This is a genomic window from Macellibacteroides fermentans (assembly GCF_013409575.1).
Lineage (GTDB): Bacteria > Bacteroidota > Bacteroidia > Bacteroidales > Tannerellaceae > Macellibacteroides > Macellibacteroides fermentans.
Window position 1 is genome coordinate 731,608 of the sequence record NZ_JACCCY010000001.1, and the last position, 17,304, is coordinate 748,911.

A 17,304-nucleotide genomic window follows, 5' to 3' on the forward strand; every position below is an offset into this window, starting at 1 on the left:
CCGTGTGCTTGATCAACCACGTAAAAAACAAGAATATGCAGAAAACAGTAACCATTCCGTTTATGCTGATGGGTATACTTTTCAATGTATGCCTCATAGCATCCAATTTGTTGGAAACAAAAGTAATCCAGGTGGGAGGCATCACCGCTACTGCCGGATTAATGGTATTTCCTATCTCGTACATCATCAACGACTGTATTGCCGAAGTTTGGGGTTATAAAAAGGCCCGGCTGATCATCTGGAGTGGCTTTGCCATGAATTTTCTGGTGGTAGCCTTCGCGCAACTCGCAATTATGCTTCCGGGAGCACCGTTCTGGGAAGGCGAAGAAGGATTCAACTTCGTATTCGGTATGGCTCCGCGAATCGTATTTGCCAGTTTGTGTGCTTTCCTGGTGGGATCATTTATCAATGCTTATGTAATGAGTAAAATGAAAATTGCCTCCAACGGAAAGAACTTCTCCGCCCGTGCAGTTATCTCTACGCTATTGGGAGAGTCGGCCGATTCGCTGATATTCTTTCCGATAGCATTTGCAGGTATAATTCCCGCAAACGAATTATTAATTATGATCGGAACACAAGCCTTTTTAAAGTCGGCTTACGAAGTATTAATTCTTCCTGTTACGATCCGTGTCGTAAAATACATCAAAAAGATTGAAAATACAGATGTATACGACACCAACATCTCGTACAATATACTTAAGGTAAAAGACATTTAAGTAACAAGATCTTATTAAATAAAACTCCCGTTTCAGTCCTGATCAGACCGAAACGGGAGTTTTTTATTTCCATTCCGTACTCATCATTTACACGATTCAACCACATACATTTACCATCGTTCGATAAACAAAAAAATACATCCATAAAACAAGCACAAGTATTAAGTCAAATATTTCAAACACAACGGTATACAATGTTTTTCACTTAAATGTATGAATCGTTTGACAGTTGTCGAAATCGATTTTGACAATTGTGGAAATGCATTACGACAGTTGTCAAAATACATTTCCACAGCTGTCAAACGAATACTTCCATTAAGTCTTTAAATTTAACCACAGGCATAAAAGAATTATTTCACTTAAGAGATTGAATTTATTTATATACAGATAAAAAGTAAATATATCCAAGATACCCTACCATACCTCCAATAAGAACTTTGAAAGGGCTACAGTCCAAACCTAAAAATTTTCTACTGGCACCGCATTACAGATGACAGATGAAATGAATCTGTCACCGGGCATCTATCATTCCCACAACCCTCTTCAATAAAGGGATCTGAGCCATTTTATGAGAGATGACAGATTGTTTTTACGAAAACTATGTTTGGCAGCAATATTTACTACTTTTTAAGCCCTGATGTCTGTAAAAGAATTTGAATAATGGCAACACATAAAATATTTACATTAATTTACCATTGTTTTAAATTACATTAATTTATTATTCATCAATCATTAAATATCAATTAACATTAATAAGATATACTAACTTACATTTCAATTTATTTTTGATCACTATATTTATTATTTAACATTAATATGACAATATATACCACGATTACAAACAATATAAAACTTTATTCGTCATTTTCAAGCTCTTTTTGATTAATATAACAAAACTTTATATATATTTGCGCAAATGCTATTTTTATTTAAATTATATTTATATTGTTAAACACACTAAGAAAACCAATTATGAAGAGAAAATTAATGATGTTCTTCGTCAGCCTATTTGTTCTAGGCATTGGAGTAATAACATCTCAGACATCCGCAGTCTCAGGTGTTGTTATTTCCGAAGAAGATGGTATGCCTGTTCTGGGTGCATCCGTTTTAGTTAAGGGAACAACAATAGGAACTGTAACCGACACTGATGGTAAATTTATGTTACGTAATCTCCCCTCAGCCCAGGCGGTATTACAAGTCTCATATATCGGGATGACTACGCAGGAAATAGTTGCCAGGCCCAACATGAGAATAGTATTGAAAAGCGACACCAAAGTGGTAGACGAAATCGTTGTGGTAGCCTACGGAACAGCCAAAAAATCCTCTTTTACCGGATCAGCAGCATCAATAGGATCGAAAGATCTCGAGATAAGACCTTTAACCAATGCAGCCTCTGTATTAGACGGTGCTGCTCCGGGTGTTCAGGTAGCAGCAGCCAGCGGACAACCAGGAGATTCTCCATCGATCCGTATCCGTGGTTTTGGATCTGTTAATGCATCAAATTCGCCTCTTTATGTGGTTGACGGGTCAATTTACAACGGAGCAATCGGAGATATCAATCCAAATGATATTGAAGCAATCACTGTTTTAAAAGATGCGGCTTCTACTTCATTATATGGTTCAAGCGCAGGAAACGGTGTAATTTTAATTACCACAAAAAAAGCTAAAGAAGAAAATACCGCAGTAAACTTATCAATCACACAAGGTTTTTCTCAAAGGGCAATCAAGGAATACAACCGCATCAATGTAATGGATTATTACCCTTTGCAATGGGAGCAACTTAAAAATCAATACATGACCGCTAATAGTTACACTGCCGAAAAAGCAGCTCAGACTGCATCGGCAAACATTTTCGGTCTTTTGATGTACAATCCGTTTAAAGGAGTTGCAAATAACGAGATTGTAGGTATCGATGGCAAATTAAATCCCTCGGCAAATACCTTATTATGGGGCGACGACCTGGATTGGTACGATGAAATGGAAAGAACTGGTTATCGCGGTGAATACAATTTGTCTTATACCAATAAAACGAACAAAAGCGACACCTACGTTTCTGTTTCTTATCTGGAAGACAACGGATATGTTATTAAATCGGACTTTGAACGGTTTGCCGGTAGAGCCAATGTGAATGTGTACCCTGTAAAATGGTTTAAAACGGGTTTAAACATTGCCGGAACCCGTACAACTTCGAATACTGCCAATGCAACTGATAACTCTTCCGGTTATGCCAACCCATTTATGTTTGCACGCGGAATCGGTCCGATATACCCCGTCTATTTGCACGATACAACGACAGGTGAATATATTTTAGATGAAACAGGAGCTAAACAATACGACTATAGCAGCGTTAGAGCAGGTTCTGCCTATTCCGGACGACATATTGTTGCCGAAACAAACTGGAATCAACGTAAATATACACGCGACGGACTCAATGCCCGCACTTATCTGGATTTGAATCTATATGACGGACTTACTGCAACTATCAATGCAACACTTGAATCTACAAACTATCGTAACGCAGGATACGACAATAAGCTGGTTGGCGACGGAGCTCCGGCCGGACGTCTGCGTATTGAAAGCACAAGAAGTACCACCTACACCTTCAACCAATTACTTTCTTATGCTAAATCCTTCGATAAACATACAGTTGATGCTTTAATCGGTCACGAAAATTATTCATACGAATATCAGTATTCATACGCCATGAGACAAGGTCAGGTATTGGACGGACTCTATGAAATGGATAATTTCGTAACCATCAACGAGGTTACCTCCTACACTGATACATACAAGAAAGAAGGTTATCTGGGCCGTTTAAACTACAATTACGACGATAAGTATTATGCATCGTTCTCATTTAGACGTGACGGAACTTCCCGATTCCACAAAGATTCAAGATGGGGTAACTTCTGGTCGTTAGGTGCTTCATGGAGAATGGATCAGGAAAGTTTCATCAAAGACCTGAAATGGGTAGACCAGTTAAAACTCCGCGCGTCTTATGGAGAAACCGGTAACGATGCCGGAATTGGATATTACCCCTACCAGACATTATATGGAATGGGATACAATAACGCTACCGAAGCAGGTATCCTTTTCGACTCTTTTGGAAACAATAATTTAAAATGGGAAACTCAGGTATCTTATGATGCGGCAATCGAGTTCGGTTTATTTGAGAAACTTACCGGTACCCTCGAGTTTTTCAATAAAGAGTCGAAAGATCTTCTGTTTGAAGTACCGAAGCCTATATCTTCAGGAACCGAATCTATCTGGGAAAACATTGGAAAAGTTAGCAATAAGGGATTGGAAGTAACGCTTGATTACGTTCTGCTAAAGAACAAAGATTGGAGATGGAATATCGGTCTAAACGCTACATTCCTAAAGAATGAGGTTAAGAAATTACCTGATGGACAGAAAGAAATCATTGATGGAACAAAGAAAATTATGGTTGGCCGTTCCATTTACGAGTATTGGTTGAAAGAATATGCCGGTGTAGATCCTAACGATGGAGCAGCTTTATACCGATTTGACGACTCTGTAAAAGAAGATGGTACTCCGGCTCAAACATGGTCAGACACCGACGGAAGAATCATTGGCGACGAAAAATTCACAACCAGTCAGGCGAAAGCTAAATACCATTATGCAGGTAGCGCAATTCCAGATGTATACGGTGGTATCAATATGGGTGTAAAATACAAAGCATTTGAATTGACAACCGTATTTTCGTATGCTTTAGGTGGTAAAATATACAATTCAAGCTATCAATCTCTGATGTCTGTTGGGGCTTATGGTGCTGCAATGCACAGTGACATAAAGAATCGCTGGCAGAAAGCCGGTGATGTTACAAACACACCTCGTCTGGATGGCAGCAAATCGTCCGACTTTAATGCCCAGTCCGACCGTTGGCTGATCAGCTCCGATTTCATCAGCATGAAATCATTGTCATTAGCCTACAATATTCCGAAAAGCATCTATAGCAATACAGGCATCCGTAATGCCAGAGTTTCGATCAGTGGAGAAAATTTATTCCTGATAAATGCCCTTCAAGGTATGGATACACAGCAATCATACAACGGTATAATAAACAATGCTCACATACCGGCACGCTCTTGGACATTTGGATTAAACGTTAGCTTCTGATTTTACAACCTATATAAAAAGACAACAATATGAAAAAAATAAAAAATATAGCCATTGCGTTTATGGCATCCGCAGTCTTACTATCTGGATGTAGTGAAGACTATATGGAAACAGCGCCGACAGATCAGGTGAGTGAAACAATCGCATCCGGATCTCTCGACAATCTTTACATTGCATTAAATGGAATTCACCGCTCCCTGGTTAGACAATACCTATCGTCTCAAAGTTGCGGAGGAGAACCTTCAATGAATATTTACCGCGATGTGCTTGGAGATGACTTAGTGCATCCTTCCACCGGAAATTCATGGTTTTTAAGTGATTTGAGATGGGTATCCCACCGTAATCCCAATGCTACTTCAACCAAATATCCATTCTATATTTACTATCAGTTTATCCTTAATGCGAATTTGATCTTACAAAATGTTGACAAAGTTCAACTTACGGATCAAAAACTACACGATGGAGTAAAAGGTGAAGCCTTATGTTTTCGTGCATGGTCTCATTTTAATCTTGTACAATTGTATGCTAAAAGATACGATCCCGCAGGTTCAAACTCCCAACTTGGCGTACCTTATCGCAAAGAAGCAAATACAGATGGTATGACTCGTAACACGGTAGAGGAATGCTATCAGTTTATAAACGAAGATTTGGACGAAGCGATTGAATTGCTAAAAAACTATACTGCTAAAGCAACGACTCATTTCTCGCTTAAAGTTGCTTACGGACTAAAAGCAAGGGTTCTACTCACTATGGGCAATTACCCCGAAGCTGCTAAATTTGCCGATTTAAGTATTAAAACAGCCGAAGCTGACGGAAAGAAGCTTATGAACAGTACAGAGCTTATGAGCGGTTTTGCCACAATCCTAACCGATACTGACGAGGCGATGTGGGCAGCCAATACACAGGATGATCAAACAATCTATTTCTATTCATTCTATGCATATATGTCGTGGAACTTTAACGCATCGGCAATCCGTGCTGTACCAAGATGTATCAATTCTGTTTTATATAATAAAATATCGAACACAGATATTCGTAAAAAATGGTGGGATCCAACCGGTACTGCAGCTGTGCCTGCAACCACTTACAAGAAATATAAATATCAGAACAGAAAGTTTACTGCAAAGGCCACCTCAAATTCAGTGGGTGATTACGCTTATATGAGGCTTGCCGAAATGTATCTTATTAAAGCGGAAGCATTGGCGCGTAGCGGACAGGTAGAAGAAGCTCAAAACACATTTACAAAGTTTGCCATCACCCGCGACCCATCTTATGTAGCCTCCAGTACAACCAAAGAACTATAATACTCCCCAAAACCTGGACCACTTGTGAAGTCGAATAAAAAGGGTTTAATTTGAATCAAAAAAGAGTATTTTAGAGATGGGGAAAAGAACACATTACACGGCCGAATTTAAGGCCAAGGTTGCTATTGCAGCCTTAAAGGAACAAGAAACGCTAAGTGAGTTGGTTCATCGCTTTGGAGTAAGTGCCATGACGATCAGTAAATGGAAACAAGAGTTTTTAAATGGCAGCAGCAAGGTTTTTGAGGGAGCTGGATCAGCTGAAAAAGAGGACAGTGAGGAGGAAATTCAAAAACTACATGCTACGATCGGCCGCCTGACCGTCGAACGGGATTTTTTAGCAGATGCCTGCAAGAGAGCCGGTCTAAAAAAGAAATGAGACAACTTGTAAATCCCAGGCATAAAGAGCTCAGCGTTCGTTCACAAACGGAATTATTGGAAATACCAAGAAGTACACTGTATTACAAACCGATAGGAGAAAGTCCTGAAAATTTGGAAATAATGCAAAAGATGGATAAGCACCATATTGAACATCCCACTTGTGGCGTGTTGGGGATGCAGGATATGCTTCGTTTAAATGGATTTCAGATAAACCACAAACGAATCCGACGATTGATGCGCTTGATGAATATCCGGGTCAAATATCCTCAAAAAAGCTTGAGTAATCCGGGTGCCCGCAAGTACATCCTCCCTTATCTGCTTCGAGGTCTTGACATTGTAAAGACGAATCAGGTATGGTCCATAGATATCAGTTACATTCCAATGAAACAGGGATTTATGTATCTAACAGCTATCATGGATGTGCGAAGTCGCTACATTGTGGGCTGGAGCTTGTCAAATACGCTTGAGAAAAGTGTTTGCCTGGATCTGGTTGAAGAGTCGATCAGAAAATATGGTGCACCCGAAATCATCAACTCGGATCAAGGTGTTCAGTTCACCAATCCGTCCTGGATCCAAACGCTTAAAGAAAAAGGCGTTAAAATCAGCATGGATGGAAAAGGACGTGCCAAGGATAATATCTGGATTGAACGATTTTGGCGCACGATCAAACAAGAGTATGTATATTTGAATCCGTGTGATGACGGACTGGAGCTTTATAAAGGAATCAGGAAATATATGCAATATTACAACTACAACCGGGCGCATCAGGGGATAGGAAGACAAATTCCCGGTGTGGTGTATAAAACGGTTGCCTGAGCGTTCTTTTCTTTTAAATGCAAAGAAAAGGTATGCTCCGATTCTTGAAAGGCTAAAATGAACAACCCTTCGCTAAAGCTACGGGCTGGCCTTGCATGAATCTACTCATACCTTAAAAAAGCATTGAAAAGAAAAAAACGAATAAAAATATTAAAAGGCCTTCATATAGGTAAAAGGCTGATCAAGTGGTCGAAAAAGAGGGAGTACTATAAACAGCTTGCCGAAGAGATTATGATCCATCGCCGTGTGGAACTTTGGGGAGAGGGCTTCAGATTTACAGATCTTAAACGATTGAATCTTCCGCTGGACAGAACAGGATCTAATCACGAAGCAGCAATTGCAATTAAACTGTCTGAGCCTGCAGGGTCAAAAGAATGGCAATATATGATTCCTCAAGACGAATTAAACGCTAACCCGTTAATGACTCAAAACGAATAGTGTTTTTTTCTATTTTATACACACTTTAAAGTACAGATATCCCGTTAATACGGGATACTGTACTTTTTTATTAAAAACATATAGACTATGAAAATAAAAAACATCTTCTTATCTGCTACTATTCTGGCAAGTACTGTAATTGCAAATGCACAGGAACTGCCCTATCAGGAACCTCCCAAAGAAATTAAAGAGATTGCTCTTGCAAAATTGTCTCCCATAATTGACTTCAGTGAAGATTACAAATGGATGCTTCAGCTTGAACGGGCTCCTTACTATTCGGTAAGTGAACTTGCCCAACCAGAATTAAGACTTGCAGGTATACGCATCAATCCTGAAACATTTAGCGAATCGCGGCAACGCGGTTATGTAGGGGTTACCCTTGTTAATATGGAAACAAAGCTTGAAAGAGTTATTGAAGGGTTCCCGGATCAGTCAATCATCCTGAATATTAATTGGTCGCCACAATCTGATAAAATTATTTTTTTCGTAAAAGAAGGAGATGGAGTTTATCTATATCAGTGTATAACTACAGATAATAAAGCGGTAAAACTTAGCAATAGAAAGATCAATGCCTGCTTCGGCACCTCTCTTTTCTGGATTAATAATAACGAAATATTAATATTGGCAATACCCGAAAACATCGGAAACGCACCTGTTGGAAGCACCGTACCACAAGGAGCCCTCGTACAGGAAAATAGTGGAAAAGCTCAGGCAGCGCGTACTTATCAGGATTTATTGAAAAATAAATTTGATGAATCGCTGTTCGATTACTACTTTACATCCGAAATAATAAAAATAAATAACCAAGGGAGTTTGAGTACCGGAATCAAAGGTGTTATTACCAGTGTGTCCCTCTCTCCCAATAAAGAATTGCTCTTAGTTGAAAAAACCCATAAACCCTATTCTTACATTGTTCCCATAAGTAATTTCCCCACTACGTTATCTGTAACTGACATAAATGGTAAACTTATTAAAACAATCGCCGAAATACCTTTAGTTATCACAGCTATGGGTTATGACACTACCTCTCCTTATCCAAGGAATTTTGGATGGAGACCGGATAAACCGGCTACTCTTTTCTGGACTGAGGCACAGGACAACGGGGACCCTAAGAAAAACAAAACCGAATATGCCGACATAATTTATCAGCAGACTTTTCCTTTTACCGATGTAAAAAAAGAAGTAGTTAAAACCAAACTCCGTTCGTACGGAGTTCAATGGGGGAATGATTCTCTGGCACTTATAACGGAATCATCTGCTGCAACACGTCTGGTTAAAACATCTTGTTTTAAGCCCGGATCGGATAAAGATCCGGTGCCTCTTTTTGAATTCTCACGCGATGACAGTTACAACAATCCAGGCAGACCGCATGTAGTAAAAAATCAGTATGACAAATATGTTCTTTATACAAATAAGAAGAACAATCAGCTTTTGTTGCTTTCGGACGGTGCATCACCCGAAGGGAATATGCCTTACCTGAGTCTTTACGATATTACGAAAAAGAAAAACACTATTCTTTGGAGGTGTAAAGCCCCTTATTACGAAACGATCTCCCGTATTAAAGATCCCGTAAAACTAGAGATCATCACTGCAAGACAATCAATAGCAGAACCTGTTAATTTCTTTATCAGACAAATTAAGTCCAATAAAGTTAAACAGTTGACCAACTTTCCGAATCCTTACCCCAGCATGAAAGGGGTAAGTAAAGAACAGATCCGCTACAAAAGAGAGGATGGAGTAGATCTGACAGCAACCGTTTATCTTCCGGCAGGATACAGCAAGGAAAAAGACGGGAGACTTCCTGTAATTATGTGGGCTTATCCACGTGAGTACAAATCAGCATCGGATGCCGCACAGGTAAGAGGTTCGAAATACACCTTTACAAGCATAAGCTACGGATCGCCCATTTTTTGGGTTAAAAAAGGCTATTGCGTAATGGACAATGTAGAAATGCCCATTGTAGGTGGCAATGGTGTAGAGCCAAATGACAACTTCACCGAACAACTTGTAATGAATGCAGAAGCTGCTGCAAAGGTTATACACGAAATGGGAGTTGGCGATACTTCCAGACTTGCTGTAGGAGGACATTCATACGGAGCTTTCATGACAGCCAATCTATTGGTACATACTAATTTATTTAAAGCAGGAATTGCAAGAAGTGGTGCTTACAACCGAACATTAACTCCTTTTGGGTTTCAGGCCGAAACACGTACGTATTGGCAGGCTCCGGAGGTTTATAATGCGATGTCGCCATTTATGTATGCAGATAAACTGAATGGTGCTTTATTATTGATCCACGGTGAACTCGATAACAATAGCGGTACTTTTCCAATCCAATCCGAACGTTTTTTTCAAGCATTGAAAGGGCACGGAGCTACAGTTCGCTATGTAGTGCTGCCTCTGGAAAGTCATGGATATTCTGCCAAAGAAAACATACTTCACATGCTATACGAAACAGACTCGTGGCTTGAGAAATATGTAAAATAACATCAAGAATTAGTATAACAACGGAATTCGCCCTTATGCATGTGTCTATGTATAAGGGCGAGTTTTATTTGTGATAAGGATACATAAAAATTAACGTTACATACCCATAAACAGGGCTAATTGACAACAAACTGCAAAAACTATTAAATACAACTAATTAAAAAGTCAAATTAACAATTACAATTGAAAATCTTATACATTTGTCGTTGACTATCATAAAACAAACCAGACTCTTTTATGTGCAGCCGAATTATTGTATCAGTTTCATTTTGTCTGATAAACCTGGGACCAATATATGGACAGTTTGCAGAGGCAGAGAAAGACACGCTTATAATAAACGAGTATCAACCGGAAAAACAAAAGATCAAATTGAATGAAGCAACCATGAGGGCTATTAAATCGGGAACGTTGATTAATTTTGACGGACCTAAACAGGCTAATAAACCCAGGCCTTTCGTGTCGAAGATCCCTATTACAAAAGATTTCGGACTCAAACCGGTTGCCGGAATACCTATGGAAGCCTCCGATTCTATAAAAATTCCTCCCAGAGTACTCCATGAACTCACATTCAATTATCTTCCCGAAAAAGAAATAAGAGCTTTTAAAGTAAGTAATAAGTCGGAAGAACTCAGGGCTACTCCTGCCGGGTTCTCTTTTTCGGCTGAAGATCTGCTGCAATCTATTTTTTCCAAAACGGCAAGAGCTAAAAAGCGAAACCTCAAAAAAGCCAACGCTTGGAAAACATACAACAGTCTTCCATAAAAAAACTTCCCTATTCTTTTCAGAACAGGGAAGTAATACAAATACAAATCTATTTAATTTAAACCAAGCCTACTCTGCGGTTGGAAATGAAGAGATTCGTAAACGGGCTGCTCCCATCGGCACCAAGGTTATTTCATCGATACGGTCGCTCTTACGGGCATTTTCGTAGGGAAGAACACCACACAATCCGTATTCATCAATAATCCATCCTGGCACAATCCGCCCTTTAGCTTTAAACTCCAGCGGAACGTTGCCTAAAGTAAACGGATTATTGTCGGCTGGCCAGTTTTTACGCTTTATTTGAATAGGCAGACTGGTTACCAAAGCGTAGTTCCATGGTGTTTTAGGATAAATCTCATACGTTGGCCATGCAGAAGCATCTGCGTTTTCCTGCCATTTTGAATCTCCGATGGCTGTTGCCCGGCTGTCCAGCTGCTTGTATTCTTCTTCTATCTTCAACGACAAGGTTAGAGGTCCCCAATTCACACTTACACTATTTTTATTTGCCTGCCATTGGCGCATGCTTAAATCCATAGGTATCATCAATTCAACCTCATCCTTGTTAGTCCATTCTCTTTCAATGCGTGCATACTCTCCTGCAACTAAAGTTACAGCTTCTTGCTTTCCGTTGATTTTTACAGATGCGTTTTTACACCAGGACGGAATACGAAGATACATAGGAAAACGAACCTTCGAGGGTGTAGATAACGTAAACCGCACAGCCTCCTCGAATGGATAGTTGGTTTGTTCGTGCAAGGTTACTTCAGTCCCTTTACTTCCTACTTTGATTTTAGCTTTACAAGCCGAATACATTACGGCCGCCAATCCGTTATCGGGTGTAGCCAAAACCAAATGTTCGGCATAATAAGGCCAGCCGAATCCGTGATTATGCTGACAACAGCGGCTGCTGAAAGGGTTCATTGCCAGAAAAGGTCCACTGTTATCTATTCCCGGATGATGATTCTGGCTGTCACTTACTACATGATTGGGACTTGTTATGTAACGTAAAGCTTTATAATCGGGCATCATGGCTGCAGGATAGCTGTTAAAAGCTACATCTTCGCAGTTTTCTGCCCAATAAGGATCGCCACTTATCAAAAGCATTATTTGATCTGAAGCCATTTGTTCTACAAACCCACACGTTTCTGTACCCTGCCGCGGATCAAAGAAACCGATGCGTGCATTTTCGTCGGCTCCAAACATACCTCCAGGAACCTGACCGAATGCCCTGCGTATAAGGCTCTGTACATTATAGCTGGCCTCCAATAAGGCTGTATCTTTTTTGAATAAATAGTAGGTTGCCGGTTCGCGGAAGCATTGTGCCACATTCACATTGTGCCAGTTTGGCAATTGTGTAGATTTTGTCCAATCGGCTGTATTACGGTGAATTTTATCTGCCAGGGAAAGCAATTGCTTGTCACCGGTACGATTATAAAGCCACACCACACTCCACAGATTATCTCCTCCCCTACTATTTTCCCAATAGCTGGAAAGAAAGTCATCATCGGAAACAGTAAGCAGATAATGACAATATTTAGTCATAAAATCGAGTATACGAGCGTCGTTGCTATATTCATAATAAGACTGAACTATCCAAAGTACAATCATATTCGGCCAGAAATCCTGTTTACCATTGTTTAATACCAAAGGACCAAAGTTTCCGTCTTCACGTTGACTTTTCAAAATGCCTTCAATCCAGAATTTTGTCTCTTTCAACATTGCTTCATCCTTCATCAGGTAAGTAAGATTACCATAGCCACGCAGCCAATAAGGAACCTCTTCCCAGCCCCACTTCCCACCGGTTTTAAGCCAGGCATTGTCATCCTTCTGGAGCCAGGCGCTGATTTCTCCTAAATGCCCGTTCAAACCATCTTTCTGAAGTTCTAGCTGCTTAAGCAACCATCCTTCGGGCTGAATGCTTCCTACAGGAAGTTTTATAAACTGTTGTGGTTGCAACGGGGATCGGTTACTTACATAATGCGAATTGTACGAAGCACCCGGAAGTCTTTTAACCATTTCCACGGTCTGATTTTTTGCAGAAATAGCCATAGACAAGGTTAATGAGAGTAAAAGAAATGTCTTCTTCATGATGTTAAATTATTCAATAAATCTACTTACCAATACATAGTAGACGCAAAAAAGAAATCCATCCCCTAAAGGACAGGTAAAAATATGTGAGAACTGTGTCTTCAATCCAGATTATCGTTCCATTGCCAGACCAAAGATAGTTCTTACTTTTGCAAACTGAGTAAACAAGACTTCAAACCAATTAATACAAGAAGACATGGACGAAAAAGAATTAAGCCTGTTAGGAAACAAAACTGTATATAAAAGCGATTATGCTCCCGAAGTGCTGGAAGCATTTACCAACAAACACCCGGACAATGATTACTGGGTACGCTTTAATTGCCCTGAATTCACCAGCCTGTGCCCTATAACCGGTCAGCCCGACTTTGCCACGATCTACATCGATTATATTCCCGATATAAAAATGGTTGAAAGTAAAAGTCTGAAGTTATATCTTTTCAGTTTCCGTAATCACGGCGATTTTCACGAAGATTGTGTTAACATTATCATGAAAGATCTTATAAAACTTATGGACCCCAAGTATATCGAAGTTACCGGGATCTTTACACCGCGAGGAGGAATCAGCATTCACCCCTATTGCAACTACGGACGAAAAGGCACCAAATTTGAAGAATTAGCAGAAAAACGTTTGTTTGCGCACAATTCTTAATAAACAAAGATAGAATATAAGCCGGAAAAGTTTTAAACTCAATATTACTTTTCCGGCTGATATAACAGTTCGTTAATAAAATAATATGTAAATTTGCCGTCAAATAAATTCGAAAGAACTTAAATTTAATAGACCATGATTAAAAGAATGATTCCCGTGAAAGCGGTATTGGCAACACTGGCGTGTACTGCCTGTGTTAGTCTTCAGGCTCAAGAAGAGTTTCCAAAACAAGAAAAGATGACACCGGGCATGTCTGAGTACTGGACTCCACAACCTACAGTGGTTACCCCCGGAACAACAACTCCCAATGCATTTTTAACAGCACCATCGGATGCTATTGTCCTTTTTGACGGCAAAGACCTTTCTGCCTGGAAAAGCACAAGAACAGGCGGACCTGCTGAATGGATTGTAAACAACGGTGCATTTACTGTAAACAAAAAAGCTGGCGATATCCAGACTAAAGAGGAATTTAACGACTTTCAGCTTCATATCGAGTGGCAGATTCCGGCAAATATCACTGGGAAGAGTCAGGGACGAGGCAACAGCGGTATCTTTTTGCAGGGTATGTACGAAATACAGGTATTAGACTGCTACGATAATAAGACCTACGTAAACGGACAAACAGGTAGTATTTACAAGCAGACTCCTCCTTTGGCAAATGCTATGCGTAAACCGGGAGAGTGGAATGTGTATGATATAATCTATTCTGCTCCCATTTTTAAAGAAGATGGTACCTATCGTGTACCACCACGTGTAACCGTAATTCAGAATGGAATTGTTCTTCAAAACAACACCACCATTTTGGGTACTACCGAATACATCGGATTTCCACAGGTAAAAAAACACGGTGCCGGTCCGATCATACTTCAATCACATGGTGACCCCAGCGAACCAATCAGCTTCCGTAACGTTTGGTTACGTAAATTATAAGAATAAGGGCTGCATCTTTAACGGATGCAGCCCTTATTATATATCTGATTTACTAATCCAGAATAAGATTGAACTCTTCTTTTAATTTGGTAAGAACAGGATTTGTGCGTAATAACAAATCATATTTTTCGGTGGAAGTATAGGCCAGATGCTTTTCGTTCGATTCGATAATACGTATAGACATCTGGATACGCGTATTCCGAAGGTTACTCCTAAGGTACGGAAGTAAGTCGACTGCCGAGTTTTCCAGTTCCTGCTGTTGCCCGGGATTATGCACAGCTACTTCAAAAACATAATTATCTTTAAGAACCGGTTTGCAGTTAATCATGGTATTCTTTAAATATACCTTCTCACCTGCCTCGTCAGCAAATGAATCCCAAAAGCGAATCAACTCTTCTTCACGAAACGATGTGACTATTTCATGCTGCACAACTTCTCGTTTAACTTCCTCCACCGGCTTCTCTTCTCCTATATTTTTGATAGAAATAGCGCGGGGCATCCCCATTGGCTTTTTACCAGCATTGGCTGCTGGTGCAGGAGTTTGTACTGCTACGGTAGTCTGATGCTGCTGAATAGGTTGAGCAGAATTATTTACCGGTGCTGTTTGCTGCGTTACAGGGGCGGTTCGTTGCGGACCCTGCTGAACAGATGAATTGGAATGAACGGGAGCTTGCTGAGGGATTGATTCAATTATTCCTTTTTTTTTTGAATCAGGACCTTCGTTCTGAGCTTGCAACTGACACAATTGAATTAAAGTGAGTTCCAGCAAAAGGCGCTTATTGTTACTTGCTCTGTAATTGAGGTCGCATGTATTAGCCAGTTCAATGGCTTTAAATAAAAACGTATCCGGACAGTTCATTGCCATAGAAAGGTACCTTTCTCGAATGGTTGCTCCTACTTCAAATAACACCAGGGCTTCTTTGTCTCTGCAAACAAGAAGGTCTCTGAAGTGACTGGCCAGTCCGGTAATCACATGCTGTCCGTCAAATCCTTTATTTAATATATTATTCAGAATCAATAACGCATCAAAAACCTTGGAAGACAGAATGGCTTCTGTTAGTTTAAAATAGTATTCATAATCCAGCACATTGAGGTTATCAATTACAGTCTGATATGTAATATTACCACCTGTATAACTCACAACCTGGTCAAAAATAGAAAGTGCATCACGCATTCCTCCATCCGATTTCTGAGCGATAACGTTCAAAGCATCGGCATCGGCCGTAACCCCTTCGCTGGCTGCGACATATTGCAAATGAGCAACCGTATCCGAAATAGAAATTCTGGAGAAGTCGTAAATCTGACAACGCGACAAGATGGTTGGTAATATCTTATGCTTTTCTGTGGTTGCCAAAATAAATAATGCATGATGCGGAGGTTCTTCAAGCGTCTTCAGGAAAGCATTGAAGGCGGCTGGAGATAACATGTGAACCTCATCAATTATATACACTTTATATTTTCCAATCTGTGGAGGAATCCGAACCTGTTCGATCAAGGAACGGATGTCGTCTACCGAATTGTTAGACGCAGCATCCAATTCATGAATATTGTATGAGCGTTGTTCGTTGAATGCCTTACAAGATTCACATTCGTTACAAGCTTCTCCCTCCGAAGTAAGATTCATACAATTGATAGTCTTTGCGAAAATACGGGCACAGGATGTCTTCCCTACTCCACGAGGCCCGCAAAACAAGTAGGCATGTGCCAGTTTGTTGCTGTGGATTGCATTTTTAAGGGTCGTGGTGAGAGATTGCTGACCAACAACACTTTGAAACGTAGAGGGTCTGTATTTTCTTGCCGAAACTATGTAGTTATCCATTCTATGCTCTTTTTATTAATCACACAAAGATAAACAAATCCTTCATGCAATACTATACAGGGAAAATTTTTTACCTTTGCAAAAATTACTTGTATGTCGCGTTTAAAAGATTTTTATGATCGGTATCTTTCCAGAATCAACAAGTATTGGCTGGTTACGATTCTTTTCCTCGGCCTTACCTTTACGGCAGGAGACAGTAATCTGTATAAACGATACGTCTATATCAAGAAAATACAGGAGCTGGAAAAAGAGATTAAACAATACAAAGAAGAGATTGAAATCAACACTAAAAAATTAAATGATCTTCGAACCGATAAGGAAGGATTGGAACGCTTTGCCCGCGAAGAGTATCTGATGAAAAAAGCCGACGAAGATGTTTTTATTATTAAAGAGAAATAAATGAACAAGCAAATAAGAACTACCATTTACAATTTTTCCGGGATACTGGTACTTACAGGGACTATTCTTTATCTTACCCAATGGATTTATGCTCCGTACGTATTTGCATTCGGATCGGCAGGGATTTGTCTAAGTTACCTTACAGCTCCCTATCAGGTTCTCGACTTCAGACGGAGGAGATTGCATCGTTTTAATATTTTTGCCGGAATACTCATGTTGGCATCTTCGGCATTTATGTTCAAACACCGGACCGAATGGATTTTATGCTTATCCATCGCAGCATTGCTGCAGGTCTATACGGCATTTGTTACACCCAAGGAAAAATAATCTGCTTTACTGTCAATACGATTACAGTCGCTGACATCAGTATATTTTAGATAG

At 39.9% G+C, this 17,304-nt stretch carries 13 protein-coding genes and 1 pseudogene; 12 read left to right on the forward strand and 2 right to left on the reverse strand.

Annotated features, from left to right (window positions below; genetic code table 11):
• Positions 1–35 precede the first annotated feature (35 nt).
• From F5613_RS03070 to F5613_RS03105, 8 genes and pseudogenes are all read left to right on the forward strand, one after another.
• Entirely contained in the window at positions 36–716 is a 681-nt protein-coding gene (locus F5613_RS03070) for a queuosine precursor transporter (protein ID WP_079683510.1), read from the forward strand.
• A 972-nt stretch (positions 717–1,688) separates the two neighbouring features.
• Entirely contained in the window at positions 1,689–4,853 is a 3,165-nt protein-coding gene (locus F5613_RS03075) for a SusC/RagA family TonB-linked outer membrane protein (protein ID WP_179398643.1), read from the forward strand.
• 29 nt (positions 4,854–4,882) lie between these two features.
• Positions 4,883–6,157, forward strand: coding sequence for a RagB/SusD family nutrient uptake outer membrane protein (locus F5613_RS03080; protein ID WP_179398644.1), 1,275 nt, complete (start codon positions 4,883–4,885; stop codon positions 6,155–6,157).
• 76 nt (positions 6,158–6,233) lie between these two features.
• On the forward strand, positions 6,234–6,533 hold the full coding sequence (locus tag F5613_RS03085; protein ID WP_179398645.1) for a transposase: 300 nt from the start codon (positions 6,234–6,236) through the stop codon (positions 6,531–6,533).
• Complete coding sequence (locus tag F5613_RS03090) at positions 6,530–7,351, forward strand: IS3 family transposase (protein ID WP_179398646.1); 822 nt, start codon at positions 6,530–6,532, stop codon at positions 7,349–7,351. Before F5613_RS03085 ends, F5613_RS03090 begins: the two co-directional genes overlap by 4 nt.
• Before the next feature lie 213 nt (positions 7,352–7,564).
• Positions 7,565–7,789, forward strand: a pseudogene (locus F5613_RS03095) (RagB/SusD family nutrient uptake outer membrane protein); the annotation flags it as partial.
• An 87-nt stretch (positions 7,790–7,876) separates the two neighbouring features.
• Positions 7,877–10,276, forward strand: a complete 2,400-nt coding sequence (locus F5613_RS03100) for an alpha/beta hydrolase family protein (protein ID WP_179398647.1) — start codon at positions 7,877–7,879, stop codon at positions 10,274–10,276.
• 237 nt (positions 10,277–10,513) lie between these two features.
• Complete coding sequence (locus F5613_RS03105) at positions 10,514–11,038, forward strand: hypothetical protein (RefSeq protein WP_179398648.1); 525 nt, start codon at positions 10,514–10,516, stop codon at positions 11,036–11,038.
• A 69-nt stretch (positions 11,039–11,107) separates the two neighbouring features.
• Here F5613_RS03105 and F5613_RS03110 read toward each other — a convergent pair whose 3' ends face one another.
• Complete coding sequence (locus F5613_RS03110) at positions 11,108–13,126, reverse strand: beta-L-arabinofuranosidase domain-containing protein (RefSeq protein WP_179398649.1); 2,019 nt, start codon at positions 13,124–13,126, stop codon at positions 11,108–11,110.
• Between the two features lie 196 nt (positions 13,127–13,322).
• Here F5613_RS03110 and queF point away from each other — a divergent pair, with 196 nt between their 5' ends.
• Together queF and F5613_RS03120 are read left to right on the forward strand one after the other, a co-directional pair.
• Complete coding sequence (queF, locus tag F5613_RS03115; RefSeq protein ID WP_079683504.1) at positions 13,323–13,775, forward strand: preQ(1) synthase; 453 nt, start codon at positions 13,323–13,325, stop codon at positions 13,773–13,775.
• Between the two features lie 135 nt (positions 13,776–13,910).
• Positions 13,911–14,705 (forward strand): 3-keto-disaccharide hydrolase, encoded by a 795-nt coding sequence (locus F5613_RS03120; protein ID WP_179398650.1) that lies wholly within the window; start codon positions 13,911–13,913, stop codon positions 14,703–14,705.
• 52 nt (positions 14,706–14,757) lie between these two features.
• Here the strand turns inward: F5613_RS03120 and F5613_RS03125 are convergent, their stop codons facing one another.
• Positions 14,758–16,524: a DNA polymerase III subunit gamma/tau gene (locus F5613_RS03125; RefSeq protein ID WP_179398651.1), complete on the reverse strand. Its 1,767-nt coding sequence runs from the start codon at positions 16,522–16,524 to the stop codon at positions 14,758–14,760.
• Between the two features lie 93 nt (positions 16,525–16,617).
• Here F5613_RS03125 and F5613_RS03130 point away from each other — a divergent pair, with 93 nt between their 5' ends.
• Positions 16,618–16,923 (forward strand): FtsB family cell division protein, encoded by a 306-nt coding sequence (locus tag F5613_RS03130; protein ID WP_179398652.1) that lies wholly within the window; start codon positions 16,618–16,620, stop codon positions 16,921–16,923.
• Positions 16,924–17,250, forward strand: coding sequence for a hypothetical protein (locus F5613_RS03135; protein ID WP_079683500.1), 327 nt, complete (start codon positions 16,924–16,926; stop codon positions 17,248–17,250). It abuts the gene before it with no gap.
• Positions 17,251–17,304 lie beyond the last annotated feature (54 nt).